This is a genomic window from Streptomyces sp. NPDC048507 (assembly GCF_043199995.1).
GTDB lineage: Bacteria > Actinomycetota > Actinomycetes > Streptomycetales > Streptomycetaceae > Streptomyces.
This window is the reverse complement of the sequence record NZ_JBICWZ010000012.1, coordinates 21,935-48,358: the sequence shown is the minus strand read 5'-3', so window position 1 is coordinate 48,358 and position 26,424 is coordinate 21,935. Positions and strand designations below refer to the sequence as shown.

At 75.8% G+C, this 26,424-nt stretch carries 18 protein-coding genes; all 18 read left to right on the top strand.

Going from position 1 to position 26,424, the window contains the following annotated elements; genetic code table 11:
* The first annotated feature begins 30 nt into the window (after positions 1 to 30).
* The 18 genes from ACGFXC_RS27910 (at position 31) to ACGFXC_RS27825 (ending at position 26,411) form a co-directional block, all read left to right on the top strand.
* Complete coding sequence (locus ACGFXC_RS27910; protein ID WP_266573475.1) at positions 31 to 294, top strand: acyl carrier protein; 264 nt, start codon at positions 31 to 33, stop codon at positions 292 to 294.
* Positions 291 to 1,556: a beta-ketoacyl-[acyl-carrier-protein] synthase family protein gene (locus ACGFXC_RS27905; protein WP_393717265.1), complete on the top strand. Its 1,266-nt coding sequence runs from the start codon at positions 291 to 293 to the stop codon at positions 1,554 to 1,556. The genes ACGFXC_RS27910 and ACGFXC_RS27905 overlap by 4 nt, the downstream gene beginning before the upstream one ends.
* Complete coding sequence (locus ACGFXC_RS27900) at positions 1,553 to 2,653, top strand: beta-ketoacyl synthase N-terminal-like domain-containing protein (protein ID WP_393717263.1); 1,101 nt, start codon at positions 1,553 to 1,555, stop codon at positions 2,651 to 2,653. Before ACGFXC_RS27905 ends, ACGFXC_RS27900 begins: the two co-directional genes overlap by 4 nt.
* 102 nt (positions 2,654 to 2,755) lie before the next feature.
* Positions 2,756 to 3,499, top strand: coding sequence for a 3-oxoacyl-[acyl-carrier-protein] reductase (fabG, locus tag ACGFXC_RS27895; protein WP_393717261.1), 744 nt, complete (start codon positions 2,756 to 2,758; stop codon positions 3,497 to 3,499).
* A 45-nt stretch (positions 3,500 to 3,544) separates the two neighbouring features.
* On the top strand, positions 3,545 to 4,276 hold the full coding sequence (locus ACGFXC_RS27890; protein WP_393717259.1) for a DsbA family protein: 732 nt from the start codon (positions 3,545 to 3,547) through the stop codon (positions 4,274 to 4,276).
* Complete coding sequence (locus ACGFXC_RS27885; RefSeq protein ID WP_393717257.1) at positions 4,273 to 5,787, top strand: condensation domain-containing protein; 1,515 nt, start codon at positions 4,273 to 4,275, stop codon at positions 5,785 to 5,787. Before ACGFXC_RS27890 ends, ACGFXC_RS27885 begins: the two co-directional genes overlap by 4 nt.
* On the top strand, positions 5,784 to 6,959 hold the full coding sequence (locus ACGFXC_RS27880; RefSeq protein WP_393717255.1) for an FAD-dependent monooxygenase: 1,176 nt from the start codon (positions 5,784 to 5,786) through the stop codon (positions 6,957 to 6,959). Before ACGFXC_RS27885 ends, ACGFXC_RS27880 begins: the two co-directional genes overlap by 4 nt.
* A 159-nt stretch (positions 6,960 to 7,118) precedes the next feature.
* On the top strand, positions 7,119 to 7,349 hold the full coding sequence (locus ACGFXC_RS27875; protein WP_393717253.1) for an MbtH family protein: 231 nt from the start codon (positions 7,119 to 7,121) through the stop codon (positions 7,347 to 7,349).
* Positions 7,350 to 7,430: 81 nt separating this feature from the next.
* Entirely contained in the window at positions 7,431 to 12,632 is a 5,202-nt protein-coding gene (locus ACGFXC_RS27870; protein WP_393717251.1) for an amino acid adenylation domain-containing protein, read from the top strand.
* Entirely contained in the window at positions 12,629 to 16,834 is a 4,206-nt protein-coding gene (locus ACGFXC_RS27865; protein WP_393717249.1) for an amino acid adenylation domain-containing protein, read from the top strand. The genes ACGFXC_RS27870 and ACGFXC_RS27865 overlap by 4 nt, the downstream gene beginning before the upstream one ends.
* Complete coding sequence (locus ACGFXC_RS27860) at positions 16,741 to 19,152, top strand: amino acid adenylation domain-containing protein (protein ID WP_393717247.1); 2,412 nt, start codon at positions 16,741 to 16,743, stop codon at positions 19,150 to 19,152. The genes ACGFXC_RS27865 and ACGFXC_RS27860 overlap by 94 nt, the downstream gene beginning before the upstream one ends.
* A gap of 4 nt (positions 19,153 to 19,156) precedes the next feature.
* Positions 19,157 to 20,182 (top strand): ornithine carbamoyltransferase, encoded by a 1,026-nt coding sequence (locus tag ACGFXC_RS27855; RefSeq protein WP_393717245.1) that lies wholly within the window; start codon positions 19,157 to 19,159, stop codon positions 20,180 to 20,182.
* A 32-nt stretch (positions 20,183 to 20,214) separates the two neighbouring features.
* Complete coding sequence (locus ACGFXC_RS27850; RefSeq protein WP_393717243.1) at positions 20,215 to 21,603, top strand: MFS transporter; 1,389 nt, start codon at positions 20,215 to 20,217, stop codon at positions 21,601 to 21,603.
* Positions 21,604 to 21,747: 144 nt separating this feature from the next.
* Positions 21,748 to 22,536 carry a Tat pathway signal sequence domain protein gene (locus ACGFXC_RS27845; RefSeq protein WP_393717241.1) on the top strand — a complete coding sequence of 263 codons (789 nt, stop codon included), beginning with the start codon at positions 21,748 to 21,750 and terminating at the stop codon, positions 22,534 to 22,536.
* Positions 22,537 to 22,583: 47 nt separating this feature from the next.
* Complete coding sequence (locus tag ACGFXC_RS27840; RefSeq protein WP_393717239.1) at positions 22,584 to 23,786, top strand: inositol-3-phosphate synthase; 1,203 nt, start codon at positions 22,584 to 22,586, stop codon at positions 23,784 to 23,786.
* On the top strand, positions 23,786 to 24,775 hold the full coding sequence (locus tag ACGFXC_RS27835) for an SCO3242 family prenyltransferase (protein ID WP_393717511.1): 990 nt from the start codon (positions 23,786 to 23,788) through the stop codon (positions 24,773 to 24,775). Before ACGFXC_RS27840 ends, ACGFXC_RS27835 begins: the two co-directional genes overlap by 1 nt.
* Entirely contained in the window at positions 24,772 to 25,683 is a 912-nt protein-coding gene (locus ACGFXC_RS27830) for a sugar phosphate isomerase/epimerase family protein (RefSeq protein WP_393717237.1), read from the top strand. The genes ACGFXC_RS27835 and ACGFXC_RS27830 overlap by 4 nt, the downstream gene beginning before the upstream one ends.
* Positions 25,680 to 26,411, top strand: coding sequence for an EboA domain-containing protein (locus ACGFXC_RS27825; protein WP_393717235.1), 732 nt, complete (start codon positions 25,680 to 25,682; stop codon positions 26,409 to 26,411). The genes ACGFXC_RS27830 and ACGFXC_RS27825 overlap by 4 nt, the downstream gene beginning before the upstream one ends.
* The last annotated feature ends 13 nt before the right edge of the window (positions 26,412 to 26,424 follow it).

The following is a 26,424-nucleotide window of genomic DNA, read 5'->3' as shown; positions in this document are numbered from 1 at the left end:
GCGGACCGCCGTTCATTGGAGGAACATCAGATGACCACCCAGATCCCCGCCCTCGACGCCGGGCGCAAGGAGCAGATCAAGGACATCGTCTGCGACATCCTCGAACTCGACCTCGACGAGGTGACCGAGACGAGCCTGTTCAAGGAGGAGCACGACGCCGACTCCCTGCGCACCATCGAGATCCTGGCCTCGCTGGAGCGCGTCTTCGGCATCACGCTGGAGCAGTCCGAGCTCAGCCGCATGGTCAACCTGGTCGGCGTGTACGCCGTGATCGCGGAGGCCGAGAGCAAGTGACCTCCGAGACGGCCGCGACGGGGCGGCGACCCGCTCCCCGGCACCGGGTGGTGATCACAGGTCTCGGTGTCGTGACGAGCATCGGCACCGGCGTCGACGCCTTCGCCGAAGGACTGCGCGCCGGACGCAGCGGGGCGAAGCCCATCAGCGCCTTCGACACCACCGGCTTCGCCCACTCCAACGCCTGCGAGATCACCGACTTCGAGCCGGAGGCCTGGCTGCGCGAGCTGCCGGCCGACGAGCTCGGCCGGGCCGCCCAGTTCGCGGTCGCCGGAGCCCGTATGGCGGTGGCCGACGGCGGACTCACCGAGGCGGACGTCCGGGCCAGGCGCTCCCTGGTCTCGGTCGGCACCACCGACGGCGAGTCCCGCGACCTCGACCACCTCACCGGGCTCCAGGTCGCCGGGGACGAGGACACCCTCGACCCGGTGGTCGCCCGGCGCGTGTGGCCCGGCCGGCTCTCTGCGGGCATCGTCCGCGAACTGGGCCTGGAGGACGTGGAGACGGTCACCGTCCCCACCGCCTGCGCCGCCGGGAACTACGCCGTCGGCTACGGCTACGACGCCATCAGCTCCGGAGACGTCGAGATGGCGCTGTGCGGCGGGGCCGACGCCCTGTGCCGCAAGACCTTCACCGGCTTCTACCGGCTCGGCACCATCGCCCCCGACGTCTGCCGGCCCTTCGACGCCGACCGGCAGGGCATCCTCACCGGTGAGGGCGCCGGCATCCTGCTCATGGAATCGCTGGAATCCGCGCTGGCCCGCGGCGCCCGCATCTACGCCGAGGTCCTCGGCTACGGACTGTCCTGCGACGCCAGCCACCCGGTCGCCCCCGACCGGGACTCAATCGCCCGCTGCATCACCGCGGCGCACGCCAACGCCGGGATCACCCCCGCCGACGTGGACTTCATCTCCGCGCACGGCACCGGCACCCGGGCCAACGACGTCACCGAGGTCGGCGCGATCCGCCAGGTGTTCGGCGAGGACCTGCCGCGCACCGTCTCCATCAAGTCGATGATCGGCCACACCATGGGCGCCGCCAGCGCCCTGGCCTCGGCGGCCTGCGCCCTCGCCCTGCGCGAGGGGTTCATCCCGCCGACCATCAACCACCGCACCACCGACCCCGAGTGCGGCGTGGACTGCGTACCGAACGAGGCCGTGGAAGCCGACCTCAAGGTCGTGCAGAACAACGGGCTCGCCTTCGGCGGCAACAACGCCGTACTGGTCCTCGGCCACTGGGAAGAGCGGAGCGCAGCCGCATGAGCGCAACAGCACCGGCGGAGCCCGGCGAGCGCCGGCTCGTCATCTCGGGCTGGGCCGTCACCTCCCCGTACGGGCTGGGCCGCCGCTCCTTCGCCGAGGGCCTCCTCGCGCGGACGCCGGCCACCTCGGCCGTGGACGGCGCGCAGTGGCCGGTCCCGTACGGGGAAGCCGGCCTGATCCCGGACTTCGACATCAAGGCCGTGCTCGGCCGCAAGGGAACCCGGTCCATGGACCGGGCCACCGGGATCGCCGTCGTCACCGTGGGGGAGCTCCTGGAGGACTTCGGCCGGGGCCTGGCCGCCGACCCGGAGAAGACCGGGCTCGTCCTGGGCACCTCCGGCAGCGTCCAGTCCATCATGGACTTCACCAAGGACGCCCTGACCGGGGATAAGCCCTACCTGGTCGACCCGGCCCGCTTCCCCAACACGGTGATGAACTGCCCGACGGGCCAGAGCGCCATCCGGCACACCCTCAAGGGCCCCAACGTCACCGTCTCCGGGGGCTCGGCCACCGGCCTGCTCGCCCTGAACTACGCCTCACGGCTGCTGCGCGGCGGCCACGCCAACGCACTGCTGGCCGGTGCGGCCGAGGAGTTCTCCGTGCAGCGCGCCCGCCTGGAGCGGGTCGCAGACCACGGCGGCGCCGAGGCCGACCCGCTCGGCGAGGGCGCCGCGCTGTTCCTGCTGGAGAGCGGGGACGCCGCCCGCGAGGGGGGCCGGCGGGTGCTCGCCACCGTGCTCGGCTCCCGCTTCCGGGCCTTCCCCGAGAGCGGGCGCGCGGGGGCCGCACTGGCCCGCTGCGTCGCCGAAGTCCTCGCCGACGCCGGCGTGGGCCCGGGCGACGTCGCCCTGGTCGCGCCGGGCACCCCGCCGGGGCAGCTCGGCAAGCAGGAGGAGTCCGCGCTGGAGGGCGTGGCGGGCGAGCGGATCGCCGTACGCCCGCTCGTCGGCGACGCGACCGCCGCGTCGGCCGCCTTCCAGCTGGCCGCCGTACTGGCCCACGCCGGCGGCGAGCCCGCCCTCGTGGACCGGCTCGCCCTGGTCACCGCCCTGGACCGGGACGGCACCGTCGGAGCCACCCTGCTGCGGCTCGGCTGAGACCGGCGGGGGCGCGGACCGCCGCGCCCCCGGCCCGCCCCTTGCGCACCACACCCCCCCCGTATACGCGCACCCGCGCCGCGAAGAGAGAGGCATCTATCCATGTCCGAGACACCGAGGCCGGTAGCCCTCGTCACCGGCGGCTCCCGCGGCATCGGCCGGGCCGTGGTGGAGACCCTGGCACGGGACGGCCACGACGTGGCGTTCTGCTACCAGTCCAACGAGGAGGCCGCCACGCTCGCCGCGAAGTCCGCGCGGGAGCTGGGGGCGCGGGTGCTCGCCCGACGCGTGGACGTCACGGACCGCGACCAGGTCCGGGCCTTCACCGCGGAGGCCGAGGCGGCGCTGGGACCGGTGGAGGTCCTGGTGACGGCCGCGGGCATCGTCCGCGACAGCCACCTGGCGATGATGAAGGACGAGGACTGGGACGCGGTCGTCCGCACCAACCTCGACGGCACGTTCAACTTCGCCAAGGCGCTGGCCTTCCCGATGATGAAGCGCCGCCGCGGCACGATCGTCACCCTGTCCTCCGTCGCCGCCGCCGGCAACGCCACGCAGAGCAACTACTCCGCGACCAAGGCCGGGATCATCGGCTTCACCAAGGCCCTGGCCAAGGAGTCCGGCCGCAGCGGCCTGCGGGCCAACTCCGTCGCCCCCGGCTTCATCGCCACCGACATGGTCGGCGGCCTGTCCGAGAAGCACGCCCAGCAGATGAAGGCGCGGATCCCGCTGGGCCGCTTCGGCGAGGCGCAGGAGGTCGCCGAACTGGTGTCCTTCCTGGCCTCCGACCGTGCCGCGTACATCACCGGACAGGTCTTCCACATCGACGGCGGCCTGGTCGTCTGACCTGCCCGTCCCGTCCGACCAGCCTGATTCACAGAGGAGTTCGACATGGCCGGCCGTGCCGCCAAACCGCCCCGGTTCTACTTCAACCTGCGCAGCCCCTACAACTTCTTCGCCCTGCACGACCTGGAGCGCGAGCACCCCGGGCTGCTGGACCGCCTGGAGTGGCGTCCCTTCTGGGAGCCCGACGAGACCAGCGCCGAGCTGCTGGCCGCGGCCGGCGGGCAGTTCCCGTACACGCCCATGACCCGGGCGAAGCAGTTCTACATCCTGCGCGACGTACGCCGGCTCGCCGCCGAGCGCGGGCTGGCGCTGACCTGGCCGGCCGACCGCTCGCCGTGGTGGGAGCCGGCCCACCTGACCTGGTTCCTCGCCCTCGACGCGGGCCTGGGCCGGGAGTGGGTGGCCCGCGCGGGCCGGGCGCGCTGGCTGGAGGGCCGTGACATCTGCGATCCGGCGACCGTCGTCGAACTCGCCGTGGAGATCGGTCTGGACGCCGACGCGGTGGCCGCCGCCACCGACAGCGCCGCGCTGCGCGAGCGGGCCGCCGCCGCCCTGCTGGACGTGCACCGCGACGGGGTCTTCGGGGTCCCGTACTTCGTCAACGGCAGCGAGCCGTACTGGGGCCTGGACCGGGTCCCCGCCTTCGCCGCCTCCTTCACGGACGCGGCCCCCGCCGCGGCCCCCGCCGTGACCGCCGGGGCGCCCGCCGAGGCGGAGCTCGCGGTGGTCGGCGCCGGACGGACCACGGACATGAGCCACGCGGGAGGCTGCGGATGAGCGCCACGACCGGACCCGCCGCCCCGGCCGTGACCGGGACGGACGGGATCGACGGGACCGATGGGACCGACGGGACGGCCCGGGCGCTGCCGCTGACCGCGATCCAGCAGTCCATGTGGACGGCCTACCGGGTCTCGCCCGAGGCCTGCGCCTACAACATCGTCATGCCGCTGCGGCTGCGCGGCCGCGTCGACCCCGCCGCCATGGACGCCGCCGTCACCGCCGTCGGCGCCCGCCAGGACCTGCTCCGCTCGGTCTTCACCGAGAGCGCCGACGGCGTCCGCCGCACCGTCGGCGAACAGCCGCTGGTCCGGCTGGAGTTCCGCGACCTCGACGGAGCCGGCGAGAGCGCCCTGCACCGGGCCGCCGAGGAGGCCGGGGCCCGCCCCTTCCGGCTGGAGTCCGGCGCCTTCCGCGTGGTGCTGCTGCGCAACACCGACGAGGACTGGGCGCTGGTCACCTCCGCGCACCACATCGTCAGCGACTTCACCTCGCGCTGGCTGCTGGTCCGCGACGTCCTCGACGCCTACGAGGGGTTCGCGACCGGCGCCGCACCGCGCTGGCGGCCCCTCCCCGGCTCCTACGCCGACCACGCCGCCGAGGAGCTGCGCTACACCGCCTCCCCGCAGGGCCTGCGGGCGGCCGGTCAGTGGCAGGAGTCGGTGGGGAGCGCCCCCGCCGCCGAACTGCCGCTGGACCGGCCCCGCCCGGCACTGCGCTCCTACCGGGGCGGGACCGTCGTACGGCAGCTCGCCGACGCGAGCGCCGCGGGCCTGGCCCCGGCCGCCGCCGCCGCCGGGGTGACGCCCTTCGCCTACCTCCTCGGGGTCTTCCAGGCGCTGACCCACCGCTGGACCGGCCAGGACGCCTTCGTGCTCGGGGTGCCGGCCACCAGCCGGATGGGCCGCGCGCAGCGGGACGTGATCGGCTGCTTCCTCAACACCATGCCGGTGCGGGCCGACTTCACCCCCGCTTCCACCTTCCGCAGCGCGGCCGAGCAGGCCGGGCAGCGGGTCATGGGCGGCATGCTGGGCGTGCGCTACCCGTGCGCGCTGGCCTTCCCCCGGGCCACGGTGTTCCGCACCGCGCTGTTCCTCGTCCAGATGGACCGGATGGAGCCGCCGGTGCCCAACGTGCCGCCGGGCGCGGCCGAGGGTCCGTCCGTACCGTACGCCGGGCTGGACATCGCCCTGATCGACGTCCCGCAGCAGGAGGGCCAGCTGGACCTGCTGCTGCGGATCGAGCAGACCCCCGAGGGGGTCACGGCCGTCTTCTCCTACGACACGGACGTGCTCGACCGGGAGACGGTCGCCCGGTTCGCCGACGGGTACGAGCGGATGCTGGCGGCCGCCGTCGCCGGGCCCGACACCCCGGTCGCGGCCGTGGAACTGGCGGCCGCCGGTGAGCTGGAGGCGCTGCTGGCGCTGGGCTCCGGCACCGCCGCGGACTTCGCCTCCTTCGACTCCGCCGACGAGTTCGAATCCTTCGAGAGCGCTTGGGAGTACCGGTGAGCCTCAAGGTGGCCGTGATCGGCGCCGGACTGGGCGGTCTGACCGCCGCCGCGGCCCTGTACGCCCGGGGCCTGGACGTGAGCGTGTACGAGCGCGGCACGGCCCTGCGCGAGCAGGGCGTCGGCATGCACCTGGGCCCGAACGGGACCCGGCTGCTGGAACGCCTCGGCCTCGGCCCCCGGCTCGCCGAGCTGGCCGTGCGCCCCGACGCCCTGGAGGTCCGGGCCTTCCACAACGGCGCCCGGGTCGCCGAGCAGGAGATGGGCGAGGCCTGGGAGCGCCAGTTCGGCGCCCCCTACCTCACCGTCCACCGCGGCGACCTGCACCGGATGCTGGCGGCCCTGCTGCCGGAGGACCGGGTGCGCACCGGCAAGGAGCTCGTGCGGTTCGAGGAGGCCCCCGGCGGGGTGCTCCTGGAGTTCGCGGACGGCACCACGGCCGTGGCCGACGTCCTGATCGGCGCCGACGGGGTGCACTCCGCCGTGCGCCGCGCGGTGGCCGGGGCGGACGCCCCCGTGTACTCCGGGAACAGCGCGCTGCGCGGCCTGGTCGACGCGGCGGACGTGCCCTCCCTGGACCCGCGCCGGATGTACATGTTCGCGGGTCCCACCTCGCGCGTGCTGTGCTACCCGGTCAGCGGGGGAAGGCAGTTCACGTACGTGGTGGTCACCCCCGCCGCCGAGGGCGACGCGGAGTCCTGGACCAGCGCCACCGACCGGGCGGACCTCGACGCGGTCCTGGCCGGCTGGGCGCCCGAGGTGCGCGAACTGGTCGGTGCGGCGGGCGAGGTGCGCCGCTGGGCGCTGTACGACCGGGCGCCGCTGGAGCGCTGGAGCACCGCCCGCGTCACCCTGCTCGGCGACGCGGCCCACCCGATGCTGCCCCACCACGGGCAGGGCGCCAACCAGGCCGTCGAGGACGCGGTGGCGCTGGCCCTGTGCCTGGCCGGAGCGGACGGGGACGCGCGCGGCGTGGCCGCGGCCCTCGCCCGCTACGAGGAGGTCCGCCGCCCGCACACCACCCGGGTCCAGCTCGGATCGCGTACGGGCCGGCCGGCCCCGCGCGAGGACGGGCGGCCCGGCGGCGTCAAGGAGGCCGCCGAGGACGTGGGCTGGATCCTCTCCCACGACGTCGAGGCCGCCTTCGCCGCCCCGGCGTCCGCCGCGGCCTGACCCGCACCGCACCACCCCGCACCACCCCGCACCCCAGGGCCCCCGACGCCATCCGGCGCCGGGGGCCCGTCGCGTTCCGGGACGTATATGCGCTCGATAGGGCATCGATAGCGGCCTCTTCGAGGATGGGCGGCACCTGACCACGCGAAGGGAACAGCGATGAGCGAACAGCAGCACGACGGCAGCCCGCAGGACGGCGTCTACCGCGTCGTCCTCAACGACGAGGAGCAGTACTCGATCTGGTGGGCCGACCGCGACCTGCCCGCCGGCTGGCACGCCGAGGGCACGGAGGGCACCCGCGAGGAGTGCCTCGCCAAGATCACCGAGCTGTGGACCGACCTGCGCCCCGCGAGCCTGCGCCGCCGGATGTCCGCCGGCTCCGCCGCCTGACCACCCGGACGTTCGAGCCACCCGGGCCCCCGGGCCCCGGGAAGCGGCCGACGCCACCCCGATCCCGATGAAGGAGAGAACGTGAACGACCGTACGCAGTCGGGATCCGCCCCCGGCCGTCTGCTGCTGCCCGGCCTGTTCAGGGCCCAGGCCGCCCGCACCCCGCTGGCCCCCGCCGTCCTGGCCGCCGACGCGGTCGTCTGGACGTACGCCGACCTGGACCACCACGCCGTCCGGTACGCCGCCGCCCTGCGGGCCGGCGGAGTGGCCCCCGGGGACTTCGTGGGGGTGTGCCTGCCGCGCGGCCCCGAACTGATCGCCGCGCTGCTCGGCGTCTGGTTCGCGGGCGCGGCGTACGTCCCGCTCGATCCCGGCTACCCCGAGGCCCGGCTGGCCCTGGTCCTGGAGGACGCCGGCGCCTCGGTGGTCCTGGCCGGCCACGGCACCGCCGCCCGGCTGCCCGCGGGCACCACCGTCCTGGACGTCGCCGACGCCCCGGACGCCGTGCCCGCCGCCGAGGCCGCCGCCTTCCCGGTGGCCCCCGACCCGGCCCGGCCCGCGTACGTCCTGCACACCTCCGGCTCCACCGGCCGCCCCAAGGGCGTCCTCGTCCCGCACGGCGGCATCGCCAACCGGGTCCGCTGGCTGGCCCACCGCCACAAGCTCGGCGCCACCGACCGGTTCCTGCTCAAGACCACCGTCGGCTTCGACGCCGCGGGCCTGGAACTGTTCTCGCCGCTGGTCAGCGGGGGAGCGGTGGCCGTGGCCCCGGCGGACGCCGAACGCGATCCGGCCGCGCTGCTGCGCGCCGTCGGCGACCACCGCGTCACCGTCCTGCAGGGCGTCCCGTCCGTCTACCGACGGCTGGCCGAACAGTCCGGCTGGGAGCGCGCCGGGGCACTGCGCCTGATCTTCAGCGCGGGCGAGCCGCTGCACGCCGAACTCTGCGCCGCCCTCGCCGAACTGGCCCCGCGCGCCGAGATCTGGAACACCTACGGCCCCACCGAGGCCTCCGTCGACATCACCGAGCACCGCTGGGACCCCGCGCAGCGCACCGGAGCCGTCCCCATCGGCCGGCCCATCGCGAACATGCGGGCCCTGGTCCTGGACCCGGCGGGCCGGCCCGTCCCCGTCGGCGTCCCCGGCGAGCTCCACGCGGGCGGCATCGGCCTCGCCCTCGGCTACCTGGGCCGTCCCGGCCAGACCGCCGAGCGGTTCGTGCCCGACCCGTACGGGGTGCCCGGCGAGCGGCTCTACCGCACCGGCGACCGGGTCCGCTGGCAGGCCGACGGCACCCTGGAGTACCTCGGCCGCCTCGACCACCAGGTCAAGGTCAACGGCGTCCGCATCGAGACCGGCGAGGTCGAGGCCGCGCTCGCCGCCCACCCGTGGGTGCGGGCCGCCGTGGCCGGGGCCGTCCCCGACGGCACCGGCGGCCACCGCCTCGTCGCCTGGGTCCAGTCCCGCGGCGAGCGGCTGCGCCCCGAGGAACTGCGCACCTTCCTGCGCCGCTCCCTGCCCGATCCGCTGGTCCCGTCCCTGTACGTGCCCGTCGCGGACTTCGCGCTCACCGCGAACGGCAAGATCGACCGCTCCGCCCTGCCCGAGCCCGCCTCGGCCGCGGCCGAGGAGCGGGCGGCGCACGTCCCCGTACGCACCGCCGCCGAGCGGATCGTCGCCGAGCAGTGGGCCGCCCTCCTCGGCATCCCCGCCGCCGAGATCGGGGCCACCAACGACTTCTTCCAGCTCGGCGGGGCCTCCCTGCTGCTGAGCCGGCTCGCGCAGGCCCTGTCCGGCGCCTCCGGCACCACCGTCGCGCTGCGCGCCCTGTTCACCGCCACCACCGTCGAGGCCCAGGCCGCGCTGCTCGCCGGCGCCCCCGCCCTCACCGGGGTCGGCGCCGCGGCCGGCGACCGGGACAGCGCCGCCGATGACGTCGTGCGGCCCGTGCCGCGCACCGGCACCGGACTGCCCCTCTCGCCCGGCCAGCAGGGCCTGTGGCTGATGGACCGGATGCGCCCGGGCAGCGCGGAGTGGAACGCCCCCGTCTTCCTGACCCTGCCCCACCACTACGAGGACGCCACGGTCGCCGCGGCCCTGACCGCGCTCGCCGAACGCCACGAGATCCTGCGCACCCGCTACGTCCTGCGCGCCACCGAGCCCGTCCAGATCGCCGACGCCGAACCGCGCGTCGAACTGCGCAGCACCCGTGCACAGAGCGCCGCGGCCCGCCACGCCCTGATCGAGGACGAGTTCAGCCGCCCCTTCGACCTGGAGAACGGACCCGTCTGGCGCGCCCTGACCGTCCGGGGCGAGGACTCCCTCCACCTGGTGCTGTCCATCCACCACATCGCCTGCGACGGCTGGTCCTCGGTCGTCCTCGAACGCGATGTCCTGGCCCTGGCCGAAGCCGCGCACCACGGCGCCCGCGCCGCGCTCCCCGCCCTGCCCGTCCAGTACGCCGACCACGCCGCCCACCAGCGCCACCGCCTCGCCGGCGCCGGCGCGGCCGGTGAACTGGCCCACTGGAAGCGGGCCCTGGAGGGGACCGTCCCCGTCGACCTGCCCGCCGACCGGCCCCGTCCGGCCGTCCGCGACGGCATCGGCGCCGCCCACGTCTTCACCGTCCCCGCCCCGCTGGCCGAGCGGGCCGCCGCCCTCGGGCGCGGCCACGGCGCGACCCTCCAGCAGACCCTGCTCACCGTGTTCGGCGCGCTCGTCGCCCGGCTCACCGGCCACTGGGACGTGCCGGTCGGCGTGCCCGTCGCGGGGCGCGAACGGCCGGAGGTCGCCGATGTCGTCGGCTTCTTCCTCAACACCCTCGTGATGCGCTGCGACGCCCCGGCCGACGCCACCTTCGAGGAGGCGCTGATCCGGGTCCGCGACACCGCCCGCAGCGCCTTCGCCCACCAGGACCTGCCCTTCGACCGGCTCGTCGCCGAGCTCGACGACGCCCGCGACCCCGGCCGCACCCCCCTCTACCAGGTGATGTTCGACCTGCACGAGGAGGGCCGGACCGGTACGGCCACCGCCGAGGACGACATCGAGGCCTTCCGCGGAGCCTGGCGCAGCGCCCGCACCGACCTCACCTTCGTGCTCCAGCGCCAGGGCGACGGCTCCCTGCTCGGCCTCGTCGAGTACGCCACCTCCCTGTTCGACCCGGCCACCGTCGAACGCTTCGCGGCCGGCTGGGTACGGCTGCTGGAGTCGCTCGTCGAGGACCCCCGGGTGCGGCTGGACCGGGCCGCCCTGCTGCCCGCCGGCCTGCGCGCGGAGATCCTGGCCCTCGGCCCGGGCGCCCCCGAGCCGGGCGCGGACCGGGCGGCCGACGACTGCGTGCACACCGTCGTCTCGGCCGTCGCCCGCACCGCCCCCGAGGAGACCGCCGTCGTCTGCGGCGCGCAGAGCTGGTCCTACGCCCGTCTGGAGCGGCGCGCCGACGCCTTCGCGCGCCGGCTGCGCGAACTGGGCGCCGGGCCGGAGAGCACCGTCGCCGTCATGCTGGGCCGCACGCCCGACCTGATCGCCGCCTACCTCGGCATCTGGAAGACCGGCGCCGCCTACGTACCGCTCGACGCGGCCGCGCCCGTCGAACGCCTCGGCTACGTCCTGGCCGACGCCGGAGCCCGGCTGCTGGTCTCCGACCTGGCCGGCGCCGCCCGGCTGCGCGGCCACCACGACGGCCCCTGGCTGGCCGTCGACACCGACGAGCGCCTCGCCGCCTTCGACGCGGCCGCGCCGGGGGACGGCGCCGGCGCGCCCGCCGCGTCCTGCGGGACGGCGCCGGCGGCCGCCGCGGCCCTCGCCGCGTGCAGCGACCCCGCCCTGGCCGGCGACGGGCTCGACGCCTGGACCCGTACCGGGACGACGGCCGCGAAGGACGCCGATCCGCTGCGGCTCGCGTACATCATGTACACCTCGGGCTCCACCGGCCGCCCCAAGGGCGTGGCCGTCGAGCACCGCACCCTGCTGGCCATGCTCCGCGCCTCCCGGGCCCACCTGGACTTCGGCCAGGGCCCGGACGACGCCTGGCTGGCCCTGGCCCAGCCCACCTTCGACATCTCCTGCACCGAGCTGCTGATGCCGCTCATCGCGGGCGGCCGGGTCGTCCTGGCCCGGGAAGAGGACCTCGCCGACCACGCCGCGCAGCTGCGGCTCATCGAGGAACACGGCGTCAGCCACCTCCAGGTCGCCCCGCCGCACTGGCAGATGCTCATCGACGCGGGCCTCGGCCGGCGCCCCCTCGTCGGCCAGACCGGCGGCGAGCCCTGCCCGCCCGCCCTGGCCCGGGAGCTGTCCCGCCGCCTGCTGCGCTTCGTCAACGAATACGGGCTCACCGAGACGACCATCGCCGCCACCCGCTGGGACGCCCACGACACCGCGCACGCGGTCCCCGTCGGCCGCGCCTACCCGCACGTCACGGCCCGGGTCCTCGACGCCCACCTCGAACCCGTCCCCTACGGCACCACCGGCGAACTCTGCGTCGGCGGAGCGGGCCTGGCCCGCGGCTACCACGGCCGCCCCGACCTGACCGCCGCCGCCTTCGTCCCCGACCCGTACGGTGCCCCCGGCGCCCGCCTCTACCGCACCGGCGACCGGGCCAGAATGCTGTCCGACGGCACCCTGGAGTTCGCCGGCCGCGCCGACGGCCAGGCCAAGATCCGCGGCCGCCGCGTGGAGACCGGAGAGGTGCAGGGCGTCCTCGCCGAGCACCCGGGCGTCACCCAGTGCGCCGTCGTCGTCCACGGCACCGGCCCCACGGCCGCGCTCGTCGGCTACTGGGTGCCGGGCGGCGCCACCACGCCCGGCGACGGGGAACTCCTCGACCACTGCGCCCGCCGGCTGCCGGACTACATGGTCCCCGCGCTGCTGGTGCCCGTCCCGGAGATCCCGCTCACCCGCCACAACAAGGTCGACGTCCGGGCGCTGCCCGCCCCCGACCTCGCCGCCGCCCTCGCCGACGAGCCCTACACCGCGCCCGAGGGCCCGGTCGAGGAGATCGTCGCCGAGATCTGGGCCGAGGTCCTCGCCGGGGAGGACGGCGGCACCCGCCGGATCGGCGCCCGCCAGGGCTTCTTCCGGATCGGCGGCAACTCGGTCCTCGCCGCCCGCGTCATCGCCCGCCTCCACGAGGAGTTCGACGTCGAGATGCCGCTGCGCGCCGTATTCGAACACCCGACCGTCGCAGGACTCGCCGCCGCCGTCGAAGACGCCGTGCGCGCCGAGATCGAGACCCTCGACCACGCCGAACTCGCCATCGCCCACAGGGAGTACCAGCCGTGACCGCACCCACCGCACCCACGCAGGAAGAGCTGCGGGCGGAACTGCTGCGCAGGCGGCTCGCCGGACGCGCGGGCCGCACCGCGGGCCGCGGCCCGGCCCGCACCGGGATCCCGCGGGCCGACCGGGACGCCCCGCTGGCGCTCTCCGCCGGCCAGCGCCAGCTGTGGTTCCTCCACCAGCTCGACCCGGACAGCCCCGAGTACCTGCTGCCGCTCGCGCACCGGCTGCGCGGCACCCTCGACGAGAGTGCCCTGCGCCGCTCCTTCGACGCCCTGGCCGCCCGGCACGAGATCCTGCGCACCCGCTACCTCCTCGACGGCGGCGAGCCCCGCCAGGTCATCGACCCGGCCGGGCCCGTCGACTACGCCGTCAGCGAGGTCACCGGCGTCGACGCGGCCGGCCGCGACGCGGCGGCCGCCGCCTTCACCCGGGCCCGCGCCACCGAGGTCTTCGACCTGGCCGCCGAAGCGCCGCTGCGGGTCCGCCTGCTGCGCCTGGCCGCCGACGACCACGTCCTGGTCGTCGTCATGCACCACATCGCCTGCGACGCCCTGACCCGGCCGCTGATCCTCGCCGACCTGGCCGCCTGCTACCGCGCCGCCGGGGCCGTCACCGGCCCGCTCGACGGCGTCCTGCCCGAGCCCGCCGTCCAGTACGCCGACTACGCGGCCTGGCTGAACGCCCGCCAGAGCGGCCCCGCCGCCGAGGCGGCCCTCGACTGGTGGCGCGGACAGCTCGCCGGCACCGAACCGCTCGGCCTGCCCACCGACCGGCCGCGCCCCTCCGTGCGCGGCTGGGAGGGCGCCGTCGCCGAGTTCGACGTGGCCGCCCCCGTCGCCGCCCGGCTGCGCACCCTCGCCGAGCAGGAGGGCGCCACCCTGTTCATGGTGCTGCTCAGCGCCTACCAGGCCCTGCTGGGACGCTACGCGGGCAAGCGGGACGTCGCCGTCGGCACCGCCGTCTCCGGCCGCACCCGCCCCGAGCTCCAGCAGATGGCCGGCTACGCCTACAACAGCCTCGTGCTGCGCGGCCGCTGGCAGGGCGACCCGGCCTTCCGGGAGCTCCTCGCCGCCAACCGCACCACCGTCCTGGACGCCTTCGACCACCAGGACACCCCCTTCGACAGGATCGCCGACGAGCTGGAGCCCGAGCGGGACCTGTCCACCACCCCGCTCTTCCAGGTGATGTTCGACCTGGCCTCCGGGCACGGCTCCGACAGCCCCGACCTGCCCGGCCTGAGCGTCACCCCGGTCGCCGCGAGCGGCCGCATCGCCCGCTTCGACCTCACCATGCACCTCGCCGAGCGCCCCGACGGCTCCCTGCACGGCGCCCTGGAGTACGCCACCGACCTCTTCGAGGACGCCACCGCCGAGCGGATCACCGGCCACTACGCGGCCCTGCTCGCCGCCGTCGCCGAACGGCCCGGCGCCCCCCTGTCCGACCTCGGCTTCCTCGGCGCGGCCGAGCGCGCCCTGCTCCTGGACGGCCCCGCCGAACCGGTCGGCGCCCCCGTGGACGCCGCCGCGCTGCGGCCCGTCTTCGAGACCATCGCCGCGCAGATGGCCGCCACCCCCGGCGCGGTCGCCGTCCGGCACGCCTCCGGCGACCTGACGTACGCCGAACTCGACTCCCGCGCGGACCAGTTCGCCCGTCGCCTGCTGGGCCTGGGCGTACGCCCCGACGAGACCGTCGGCGTCCTGCTGGACCGCGGCCCCGACCTGGTCGCCGCCCTCCTCGGCATCTGGCGCGCCGCCGCGGCGTACGTGCCGATCGACCCGGGCTACCCCGACGAGCGCATCGCCTTCATGCTCGGCGACACCGGCACCCGCCTGGTGATCACCCAGTCCCGGCACGCCGGCCGCTTCGAGGACGCCCGGCTCGTCGTCGTCGACGACCCGGCCGAGCGGACCGCCCTGGCCACCGCCGCAGCCGAACTGCCCGCCGCCCACGACCTCGACCAGCTCGCGTACGTCATCTACACCTCCGGCTCCACCGGCCGCCCCAAGGGCGTCCTCATCGGCCACCGCGGCCTGGCCAACTACCTCACCTGGACCGCCGGCGCCTACGCCACCGCCGGGACCGGCGGCGCCCCGCTGTTCTCCTCCGTCGCCTTCGACCTCGGCGTCCCCGACCTGTACGCCCCGCTGATGACCGGCCAGGCCGTCCACCTGCTCCCGCAGGACTTCGACACCGCCGACCTCGGCACGCTGCTCGCCGAGGGCGCGCCGTACGCCTTCATCAAGCTCACCCCCGGCCACCTCGACCTGCTCTCCCAGCAGCTCACCGACGAGCAGGTCCGCGACCTGGCCGGGCTGGTCATCGCCGCGGGCGACTCCTTCACCCACCGCCTCGCCGAGCGCTGGGCCGCCGCCGCGGGCCCCGGGGGCACCCGGCTCGCCGCCGAGTACGGGCCCACCGAGATCACCGTCGGCAACTCGGCGCACTTCCTGCCCGCCGACGGCACCGCCCACGGCCCGCTCCCCACCGAACTCGTCTCCATCGGCCGGGCCATCCCCCACACCACCATGTACGTCCTCGACGAGGGGCTGCGCCCGCTCCCGCTGGGCGTCCCCGGCGAGGTGTGGATCGGCGGCGCCGGCCTGGCCCGCGGCTACGCCGGCCGCCCCGACCTGACCGCCGAGCGCTTCCTGCCCGACCCGTACGGCGCCCCCGGCGCCCGCATCTACCGCACCGGCGACCTCGCCCGGGTGCTGCCCGACGGCAGCCTCGACTTCGTCGCCCGCATCGACCACCAGGTCAAACTCCGCGGCTACCGCATCGAACTCGGCGAGATCGAGACCGCCCTGACCGCGCTGCCCGTCCTCGCCGAGGCCGTCGCCCTGGTCCGCGAGGACACCCCGGGCGACAAGCAGCTCGTCGCCTACGTGGTCCCCGCGCCCGGCGCCGACGAGGCCGGCCTCGCCCCCGCCGCGCTGCGCGACGTGCTCGGCGAGGCCCTGCCCGCCTACATGATCCCCTCCGCCTACCTGCGGCTGGACGCCCTCCCGCTGACCGCCAACGGCAAGCTGGACCGCCGCGCCCTGCCCGCCCCCGGCCGCGAGGCCACCACCGTCGGCGAACACGTCGCCGCGCGCGACGCCGCCGAGGCGTCCATCGCCGCCGTCTGGGCCGCCGTCCTCGGCCTGGAGGACGTCGGCGTCCACGACAACTACTTCGACCTCGGCGGGGACTCCATCCGCGCCGTCACCCTCGTCGGCGCCCTGCGCGAGGCCGGCTGGGAGACCAGCGTCCGCGACGTCTTCGAGCACCGTACGGTCGCCAGGCTGCGCGCCGCCCTCGCGGACCAGGCCGGCGACGGCTCGGCCGAGCGCCAGGACGGCCCGGTCGCGCCCTTCGCCCTCATCGGCGAGCAGGACCGGGCCGCGCTGCCCGCGCGGGTCACCGACGCCTACCCGGTCTCCCGGATCCAGGCGGGCATGTTCGTCGAGATGCACGGCCGCAGCGGCGAGAACCGCTACCACAACATCACCTCGTTCCGGATCCGCGACGAACTCCCCTTCGACCCGGCGGTGTTCCAGCGGGCGGCCGACCTGATCGTCGAGCGCCACGAGGTGATGCGCACCTCCTTCGCCTTCTCCGGCTACAGCGAGCCCCTCCAGCTGGTCCACGCCGTCGGCACGGTCTCCATGCCCTGCCTCTTCGAGGACCTGCGGCACCTGCCGCGCGAGGACCGCGAGTCCACCCTGTGGTCCTTCGCCGACCGCGACCGCGAAGAGCTCTTCGACCTCGCCGCCGCCCCGCTCATGCGGATGGCCGTCCACCTCGTCGACGACGAGAGCTGGTGGCTGTCCATCACCGAGTGCCACCCCGTCATCGAGGGCTGGAGCTACCACTCCCAGCTGATGGAACTCCTGCGCGCCTACCGGGCGATGCGGGCCGGCGGCGCACCCGAGCCGGCCCCGCCCGTCCCGGCCGTGCGCTACGCCGACTTCATCGCCGGCGAGCTGCGCTCCCTGGGCTCGTCCGAGGACCGCGACTTTGGCGCGCGCTCGTCGACGGCCACGAGAAGTTCGCCGTCCCGACGGGCTGGGCCGGCGACCCGCACGCCGCCGACGAGCGCTACCGCATCGACCTGGAGATCGGCGCGATGGAACCGGGGCTGCGCGCCCTGGCCTCCGCCGCCGAGGTCCCGTACAAGAGCGTGCTGCACGCCGCGCACAGCAAGGTCCTCTCCCTGCTGACCCGGGCCAGGACCTTCCGCGGCGGCATGGTCGCCGACGCCCGCCCCGAGGAGGCGGGCGCCGAACGCGTCTCCGGCATGTACCTCAACTCGGTGCCCTTCCCCTACCGCGAGGGCGCCGCGACCTGGGGCGAGCTCGCCCAGGAGGTCTTCGCCCGCGAGGTCGAACTGTGGCCGCACCGCCGCTACCCGATGCCCGCCATGCGGGTGGCGGGCGGCGAGAGCCACCTGATCGACGTGCTCTTCCACTACCTGGACTTCCACCAGGTCGACGTCGAGCTCATCGACATCATGGCCAGCCGCGACGACAGCCCCAACGAGTTCCCGCTCGTCGTCGGCACGCCCGTGCGCGGCCACCTCTCGATCGCCTCCCGCACCCGGACCCTGGCCAAGGCCAACGCCGAGCGGCTCGCGGCCCTCTACAAGGCGGTGCTGGCCGACATGGCCCGCACCGGGGCCGACGGCGACGCCCGCACCGGCTTCCCCACCTCCCAGGAGCACTACCGCCTCACCGCCCCCGCCCTCCCGCACCCCGAGACCCCCCTCGACACCCTCGCCGCGTTCGAGGCGCAGGCCGCGCGCACCCCCTGGGCCACCGCGCTGACCGGCGCCGCGACCCCGCCGGGCGGGACCTCGTACGCCGAGCTGGACGTCCGGGCCGGCCAGATCGCCCGGCGCCTGCGCGAGCTCGGCGCGGGCCCCGAGACCCGGGTCGCCGTCCTGCTGGACCGGGGGCCGGAGCTGGTCGCCGCCCTGCTCGGCGTGTGGAAGGCCGGCGCGGCGCAGCTGCCCGTCGATCCCTGCACCCCGGCCGCCAGGCTGGCCGCGCTCGGCTTCGACCTGGTCCTCACCGAGGGCGCGTACGCCGGCCGGTTCGCCCCGGCGGCGGCCGCCGGACGGGTGCTGCTCGCCGAGGACGTCTCCCACGAGGGCGAGGGGGGCCCGCTCGGTCTGGACCTCGACCCCGACCGGCTCGCCTACGTCCTGCACACCTCCGGCTCCACCGGCACCCCCAAGGGCGTCGAGATCAGCCACCGCTCCCTCGCCCACTACCTCGACTGGGCGGTACGGGCCTACGCGGAGACCGGCCCCGGCGGCGCCCCCTGGTTCACCTCGGCCGGCTTCGACCTGGGCATGCCCGCCCTGTACGCGCCCCTGACGACCGGCCGGCCCGTCCGGCTGCTGCCGCAGGACTGGCAGCCGCAGGAGCTCGGCCCGCTGCTGATGGCGGGGGCCCCGTACTCCTTCGTCGGGCTCACCCCCGGCCACCTGCGGCTGCTGGAGGCGCAGCTGAGCGACTCCGAGCTCGGCGGCCTCGCCGGGATCGCGGTCTGCGCCGGCGACGCCTACCCGACGGCGCAGGCCGAACGGGTCGGCGCCCGCATCGCGGCGGCCGGCGGCCGGATGCTGCTCGGCACCGAGTACGGGCCCACCGAGGCGACCGTCGCCGCCACCTTCGGGCACGTCCGCCCCAACACCCGGCGCACCCTGGTCCCGCTCGGCTCGAACCTGCCCGGCGTGCTGCTGCGCATCCTCGACGACCGGCTCCGGCCGGTGCCCGACGGGATCGCCGGCGAGGTGTGGCTCGGCGGCGACGGACTGGCCCGCGGCTACGCGGGGGCGCCCGCCCTGACGGCGGAATCGTTCCTGCCCGACCCGTACGGACTCCCCGGCACCCGCATCTACCGCACCGGCGACCTCGCCCGGATCCTGCCCGGAGGCGCCCTGGAGTTCACCGGCCGCGCCGACGAGCAGGTCAAGGTCCGCGGCCACCGCGTCGAACCCGGCGAGGCCGAAGCGGCCCTGACCGCCGACCCCGCCGTCCGCGAAGCCCTCGTGGTGCCCGTGGACGCCGCCGACGGCGGCAAGCGGCTCGCCGCCTGGGTGGTGCCCGCCGACGGACGCTCCGTCGAGGTCCCCGCCCTGCGCGACCGGCTGCGCACGATCCTGCCCGCCGCCGCCATCCCCGCCGCCGTCACCGTCGTCGACCGGCTCCCGCTCACCGCCCACGGCAAGCGGGACAAGGCCGCCCTGGCCTCCCGCGAAGCCACCGCGACCCCGCTGCCGTACACCGCCCCGCGCACCGACCTGGAGAAGGTCCTCGCCGAGATCTGGGCCGAGGTCCTCGGCCTCGAACAGGTCGGCGTGCACGACGACTTCCGCGACCTCGGCGGCGACTCGCTGCTCGTCGCCCCGCTGCTCGTCGCGGCCCGCTCGCACGGGCTCACCCTCGACCTCGCCACCGCGCTGCGGGGCCACACGGTCGCGCAGACCGCCGCCGCCCTCGAAGCCGGCGCAGACCACCCCGAGAAGGGCTGATCCGATGGACCCGCTGCACACCAACGACCGCCAGGCACGGCGCCCGGCGCGCCACCTCATCTCCATCGACGACCTCACCGACCGGGACCTGCACCGCATCGTCGCCCGCGGCGCCGAGTTCTCGGCGGGCACCGCCACCGGCTCCCGCGCCCTGGACGGCCTGGTCGCCGGAATCTACTTCGCCAAGACCTCCACCCGCACCCGCACCGCCTTCTCCTCCGGCGCGCTGCGCGTCGGCGCCCGCATCGTGGCCTACGGGCCCGGCGACCTCCAGCTCAACACCGGGGAGTCCGTCGAGGACACCGGGCGCGTCCTGTCCGGGATGCTCGACGTCCTCGTCGCCCGCACGGCCGGCCCCGAGGCCGAACTGCGCGGCTGGGCCGCCCAGGACCGGATGGCCGTCGTCAACGCGATGAGCGCCGAGGAGCACCCCACCCAGGCCCTCACCGACCTCACCACCCTGCTGCGCCACTTCGGCCGCGTCGAGGGCCTGCGGATCCTGTACGTCGGCGAGGGCAACAACACCGCGGCCGCGCTGGCCCTCGCCCTGACCCGCTTCCCCTCCGTCCACTTCGAGCTGCGCACACCGCCCGGCTACGGACTGATCCCCTCCATCACGGCCCGGGCCCGCGCCCAGGCCGAGCGCACCGGAGCGGTGTTCGTCGAGCGGCACGACATGGACGTGCTGCCCGCCGGCTTCGACGTCGTCTACACCACCCGCTGGCAGACCACGGGCACGCAGAAGCCGGACCCCGACTGGCGCGAGATCTTCGCCCCGTTCCAGGTCAACTCCGCGCTGTGGAACACCAGCCCGCACGCCGTCTTCATGCACGACCTGCCCGCGCACCGGGGCGAGGAGGTCACGGCGGAGGTACTGGACGGGCCGGCGAGCATCGCCTTCGCGCAGGCCGCCAACAAGATGCACAGCGCCATGGCCGTACTGGAGTACACCCGCTCCGCCCCGGCGGCGGACACCGCGGGCATCACCGCGGACATCGACGCCGCGCAGCTCGCGCTGGCCGTACGGTGACCCCCCCGCCGAAAACGGTGACGGACCCGGCGGTGCTCCCCTGGGAGCTCGCCGCCTCCGCCCCCGCGCAGGACGGCCCGCAGCAGGCCGCCCGCCCCGACGCGACACCGGGGGAGCCCGGCGCCCGGGCCGCTTCCGAGGCTGCTTCCGAGGCGGTTGGGCAGGCGGTGGTCCCCACCGAGGGGACGGCCGCGGCCGCGGTCGTGCCGCTGCGCCGCAACCGGGACTTCGGCCTGCTCTGGGGCGGCGCCGGGCTCTCGCTCCTGGCCGGCCGCGCCACCGCCGTCGCCTATCCGCTGACCGTCCTGTGGATCACCGGCTCGCCCGGCGACGCAGGTCTGGTCGGCACCGCCCTGCTCCTGCCGCAGCTCCTCGTCCAGCTCCCCGGCGGCGCCCTCGTGGACCGCTGGGACCGGCGCCGGATCATGCTCGGCGCCGGCCTCGGCCAGGCCCTCGTCGCCGGAGCCGTCGCCGCCCTGCTGCTCACCGGCCACGTCTGGCTGTGGGCGCTGCTCGCCGCCGCCTTCGTGGAGGGCACCCTCGGCGTCCTGCACCAGCTCGCCGAACGGGCCGCCGTCCCCGCCGTGGTCCCCACCGAGCAGCTGCCCGCCGCCCTCACCGGCAACGAGGCCAGGACCCGCGGCGCCGCCATCGCCGGGCAGCCGCTCGGCAGCGGCCTCGTCGCCCTGGGCACGTCCCTCCCGTACGTGGCCGCCCTCATCGGGCAGCTCGCCTCGGTCGCCCTGCTCTTCGGGGTCCGCGGCAAGCTCCAGGCCGAACGCACCGGCCCCCGACCCGACCTGGTCCAGGACGTCAAGGAGGGGCTCGTCTGGATGTGGCGCCAGCACTTCCTGCGCGCCGTCATGGCCGCCGTGGCCGTCTCCAACGTGCTCTTCCAGGGCCTCAACCTCGCCGTCATGACCGGCATCCAGGAGAACCACGGCTCGCAGTTCCAGATCGGCGTGGTCCTCTCGCTCAGCGGGGCCGGCGGCCTCGTCGGCGCCATCAGCGGCGGCTGGTGGGCCACCCGCTTCTCCCTGCGGACCCTGGTCCTCGGCGGACTGGCCGTCTGGACCGCCCTCATGGTGCCCGTCGCGTTCCTGCGCGACCCCTACGCCCTCGGCGCGCTCTTCGCCGCCAGCGGCTACGTCGGCGGCGTGTTCAACGTCGCGGGCGGGGTGTTCATGGTCCGCGTAGCCCCCGACCGGATGCGGGGCAGGGCCAACTCCCTCGCCATGCTGGTCGGCGGCGGCGCCATGGCGGCCGGTCCGGTGGCCGCCGGATTCGCCCTGGAGGCCTTCGGCCCCACCCGTACCGTGCTCGGTCTCAGCGCCGCCATGGGCCTCACCGCGCTCGCCGCGCTGCTCTCGCCCGCCCTGCGCCGCAACCCGCTCGCCGAGGCCGCGCACACCCCCTCGTAACACCCTCCCGGCCCCGCCTGTGACCTGCGAGAACAGCGATATAGGGCAGGTATGGCGGGGCCCGGGAGAGTGGAGGCACCGCACCACCGGATGATCCTTCCGCCCCGAGACAGAGCCTGAGCCAGAGCCAGAAGGAGCAAGACCATGCCGTTCAACTCCATGGACCGCCGGAGCGTCCTGCGGACCGCCCTGGGCGCCGCGGGCGCCGCGGCCGCGGTCACCGTCATCGGAGCCGGCCCGGCCGCCGCCCACGGCGGCCGCCGCCCGCAGCTGCCCAAGGTCGACGGCCTGGTCGGCGACCGCTGGGCGAACGAGTTCTGGTACGCGTACGACGAGATGTCGTACTACACGCCGAACGACGAGATGAAGGCCGCGGTCGGCGCGATCACCGCCCCCTTCGGCGGGTTCACCCAGTCCTACGACGCCTGGGTCGCCACCCGCAAGGGCGGCCGCTACCCGCGCAGCTGGATGGAGCTGATCCAGCCCAACCGCAAGCACTTCGAGGTCCTCTCCCGCAACCAGAAGGCCGTCTACGACAAGTTCTACGGCCGCGACCCCAAGGGCCTGGTCTTCGCCTTCCAGGAGTTCGGCCAGGGCACCCTGTTCGACCCGCGCCGCCCGGCCGGCAACAAGGTCCACATGATGAACTTCACGCCCCCGGACGCCACCCACGCCTACCACCGCTGGCACCCCTTCCTGCAGTCCTTCCAGCTGCTGGGCATCGACCGGTCCTACTGGGCGCACATCAACCGCCTCGTCGGCGCGGCCTGGGAGCTCCAGTCCCTCGCCAAGCCGGTCACCGACGCCAACAACAACAAGCACCTGCCGCACCGCACCGTCGACCGCGTCACCGCCAAGTGGCTGTGCCGCTCCACGGACCGCGTCAACCAGGCCTTCGACGTCTGGCCCTACCCGGTCGACCTCGGCAAGTAAGCCCGTTCGGCCACCCGTTCCACACGACTCAGGAGGATTGGCACACCATGCGTGACACGACCGGATCTTCACCCCGAATCGGCGTCTGGATGGTCGGCGCGCGAGGCTCGGTCGCCACGGCGGCCATCGCCGGCGCCGCCGCCATCGTCGCGGGTGCCGCCTCCCCCGTCGGGTGCGTCACCGAAACGCCCCCGCTCCGTGACGCACCTCTGCCGGCCCTCGCCGAACTCGTGTTCGGCGGCCACGACGTCGTCGACACGCCCCTGTCGGCGAGGGCCGGCCAACTCGCCGAGGCGGGCGTGCTGCCCCACGCCGTACTGAAGGCGCTGGACACCCCGCTCGCCGCCGCCGAGCTGGAGATCCGCGACGGATCCGCCCGCCCCGGCGAGTCCCAGTCCCGCACCGCCGCCCGGCTCGCCGAGGACATGGCCGCCTTCCGCGACCGGCACGGCCTGGAACAGGTCGTCGTGGTCAACGTCTCCTCCACGGAGCCGATGCCCGAGCCCGACCCCGCCTTCCTCACCCTGGCCGCCCTGGAAGCCGCCCTCGCCGCCGGGTCCATCACCCTGCCCGTGAGCTCCCTCTACGCCTACGCCGCCTTCACCGCCGGCTGCGCCTACGTCAACTTCACCCCCTCGGCGGGCGCGGCCCTGCCCGCCCTGGAAGAACTCGCCCGGCTGCGCGCCGTCCCGCACGCCGGACGCGACGGGAAGACCGGCGAGACCCTCGTCAAGAGCGCCCTCGCCCCGATGTTCACCCAGCGCGCCCTGCGCCTGCGGTCCTGGTCCGGCACCAACCTGCTCGGCGGCGGCGACGGGGCGACCCTCGCCGACCCGGCGGCGGCCCGCTCCAAGACCGAGTCCAAGCAGCGCAGCCTCGAGGAGATCGCCGGCCACGCCGTCCAGGGCACGACGCACATCGACAACGTCCCCGAGATGGGGGAGTGGAAGACCGCCTGGGACCACATCTCCTTCGAGGGCTTCCTCGGGGTCCGCATGACCATGCAGTTCACCTGGCAGGGCTGCGACTCCGCGCTCGCCGCCCCGCTGGTCCTGGACCTCGTACGGCTGGCCGCGCTGGCCGTGCGGCGCGGCGAGTCCGGAGCGCTGGCGGCCCTCGGGTTCTTCTTCAAGGACCCGGCCGGCTCCACCGAGCACAACCTCACCCTCCAGTACGAGGCCCTCACCGCGTGGGCCGCGCGGACGGCCCCGGCCGCCCACGGCAACCCCCTCACGGCGGCCCGCCCGTGATCCCCGCACCGGCCACCGCCACCCCTCCCCGGTCCGCCGCCCGCCCGGACCCGGCCGGATCCGCCCGGCCCGCCGGGAGCGCCGCACCCGTCGGCGAGCCGCTGCGCCTGCCGCCCTTCCCCGGCCGGTCCTTCCGGGCCCGCCGCACCCTGCGCGCCTACGCCGAACTCGTCCGCGCACCCGCCGCGATCACCGTGCCCGGCGACGTCCTGGCCGGCGCGCTGGCCACCGGACGCGGCGCCGGCGGCCGCACCCTCGGCCTCGCCGCCTCCTCCGTCTGCCTCTACTGGGCGGGCATGGCCCTCAACGACTGGGCCGACCGGGACCTCGACGCCGTGGAACGGCCCGAACGCCCGCTCGCCTCCGGCCGGATCCGGCCGGAGGCGGCCCTGGCCACCGCCGCCGGACTGACCGTCGCGGGCCTCGGCATCGCCGCCCTGGCCGGCGGCCGGCGCACCGCCCTGCGCCGCACCCTGCCCCTGGCCGCCGCCGTCTGGGCCTACGACCTCGGGGCCAAGTCCACCCCCCTGGGCCCCGCCGTGATGGCCACGGCCCGCGCCCTGGACGTCCTGCACGGCGCCGGGCCCGCCGCGGTCCGCCCCGCCCTGCTGCCGGCCGCCGCCGTCGCCACCCACACCCTGGGCCTGACCCGGCTCAGCCGTCACGAGGTCGACGGCGCCCCGCCCCGCGAGGCGGCCCTCGCCCTCGCCGCCGGCGTCGCCGCGGCGGCCACCACCGGGCCCCGTACCGGCGCCGCCCAGAGCGCCGCCCTCGGCCTCTACGCGGCGAGCTACGGCCCCGCCCTGGCCCGGGTGCTGCGCACCCCCGACGCCCCCCGGGTGCGCCGGGCCGTCGGCGCCGGCATCCACGCCCTGCTGCCCCTCCAGGCCGCCCTGGCCGCCCGGGCCGGCGCCCCCCGCGCCGCCGCGGCGCTGGCCACGGCCCTGCCGCTGGTCCGCCGCCTCTCCCGGAAGGTGTCGTCCACATGAGCGCCCCGACCGGGCCGCGGTTCTCGTACGGCACCAACGGGCTCGCCGACCACCGGCTGGGCGACGCGCTGCGGCTGCTCGCCGACCTCGGCTACGAGGGCGTCGCGCTGACCCTGGACCACCAGCACCTGGACCCGTACGCCCCCGGCCTCGCCGCCCGCGTCGAGGAGGTCCGCCGGGCCCTGGACGCCACCGGCCTGGCCGTCGTCGTCGAAACCGGCGCCCGCTACCTCCTCGACCCCCGCCGCAAGCACCGCCCGACCCTGCTCTCCGCCGAACCGCGGGGCCGCGAACTGCGCCTGGACCTGCTGCGCCGAGCCGTCGGCATCGGCGCCGAACTGGGCGCCGGAGCGGTCCACTTCTGGAGCGGCACCCCCGACGCGGACACCACCCGCGAACAGGCCTGGCAACGGCTGGTCGACGGCTGCGCCGAGACCGTCGCGCACGCCGACGCCGCCGGGATCGACCTCGCCTTCGAACCCGAACCCGGCATGCTCGTCGCCGACCTCGCCGGGTACCGCAGGCTGCTGGCCGACCTGGGCCGCCCGGACCGCTTCCGGCTCACCCTGGACCTCGGCCACTGCCGCTGCCTGGAGCCCTACCCCGTCGCCGACTGCGTCGCGCTGGCCGCCGACCGGCTGGCCCACGTCCAGATCGAGGACATGCGCCGGGGCACCCACGAACACCTGCCCTTCGGCGAGGGGGAGATCGACTTCCCGCCGGTCCTGGACGCCCTCACCGACGCCGGCTACCGAGGGCTCGTCTCCGTCGAACTCCCGCGCCACAGCCACGCCGGGGCCGAGACCGCCCGCCGGAGCATCGCGTTCCTGCGCGCGGCGGCGGCGACCGGCGCGTCCCGCACCGCCCGCCCGCAGCAAGAGCCGAAGAAGGAGGCCGTACCGGCATGACCGCTCCCACCCTCGCCCCTCGCACCACTCTCACCCCGACCGCCCCGATCACCCCGACCGCCCCGGTGGCGCCCGCCACCTCCGCCGACCTCGCCGTGCACGACGCGCTGACCCTGCGCACCCTGGAGGAGTCCCTGCGCTCCGTGCTCGACCAGGAACACCGGGTCCGGCTCACCGCCGACACCGCCGCCGTGGCCGCCTCCGGCCCCGCCGCCCTGGACCGCCGCTTCCCCGCCGCCGGACGCGACTACGGCCGCGGCCCGCTGCCCGGCTGGGCCGACTGGGCCGTCGAGGACGCCGTCCGTACCGTGCTCCTGCTCGCCCTGACCCGCTACGGCACCACCGGCGCGGCCCTCGCCCGGGAGGCGGGGGAGCGCTACGCCCACGGGGACGCCGCCGAACGCCGCGGCGTCCTGCGCGCCCTGCCGTTCCTGCCGGTCGGCGGCCGCGCCGTGCACCTGACCGACGACGCCGTGCGGACCAACGACAACCGCCTCATCGCCGCCGCCCTCGGCCCCTACGCCGGGGTCCACCTCGACCAGTACCGCTGGCGCCAGGCCGTCCTGAAGTGCCTGTTCACCGGCATCCCGCTGGCCAAGGTCGCCCGGCTGCACGACCGCCGCGACGCCGAACTGGCCCGGATGGCCCACGGCTTCGCCGCCGAGCGGCGCGCCGCCGACCGCACCGTGCCGGCCGATCTGTGGGCCGTCGCCACCCTCGACCACTGACGCCACCACCCAC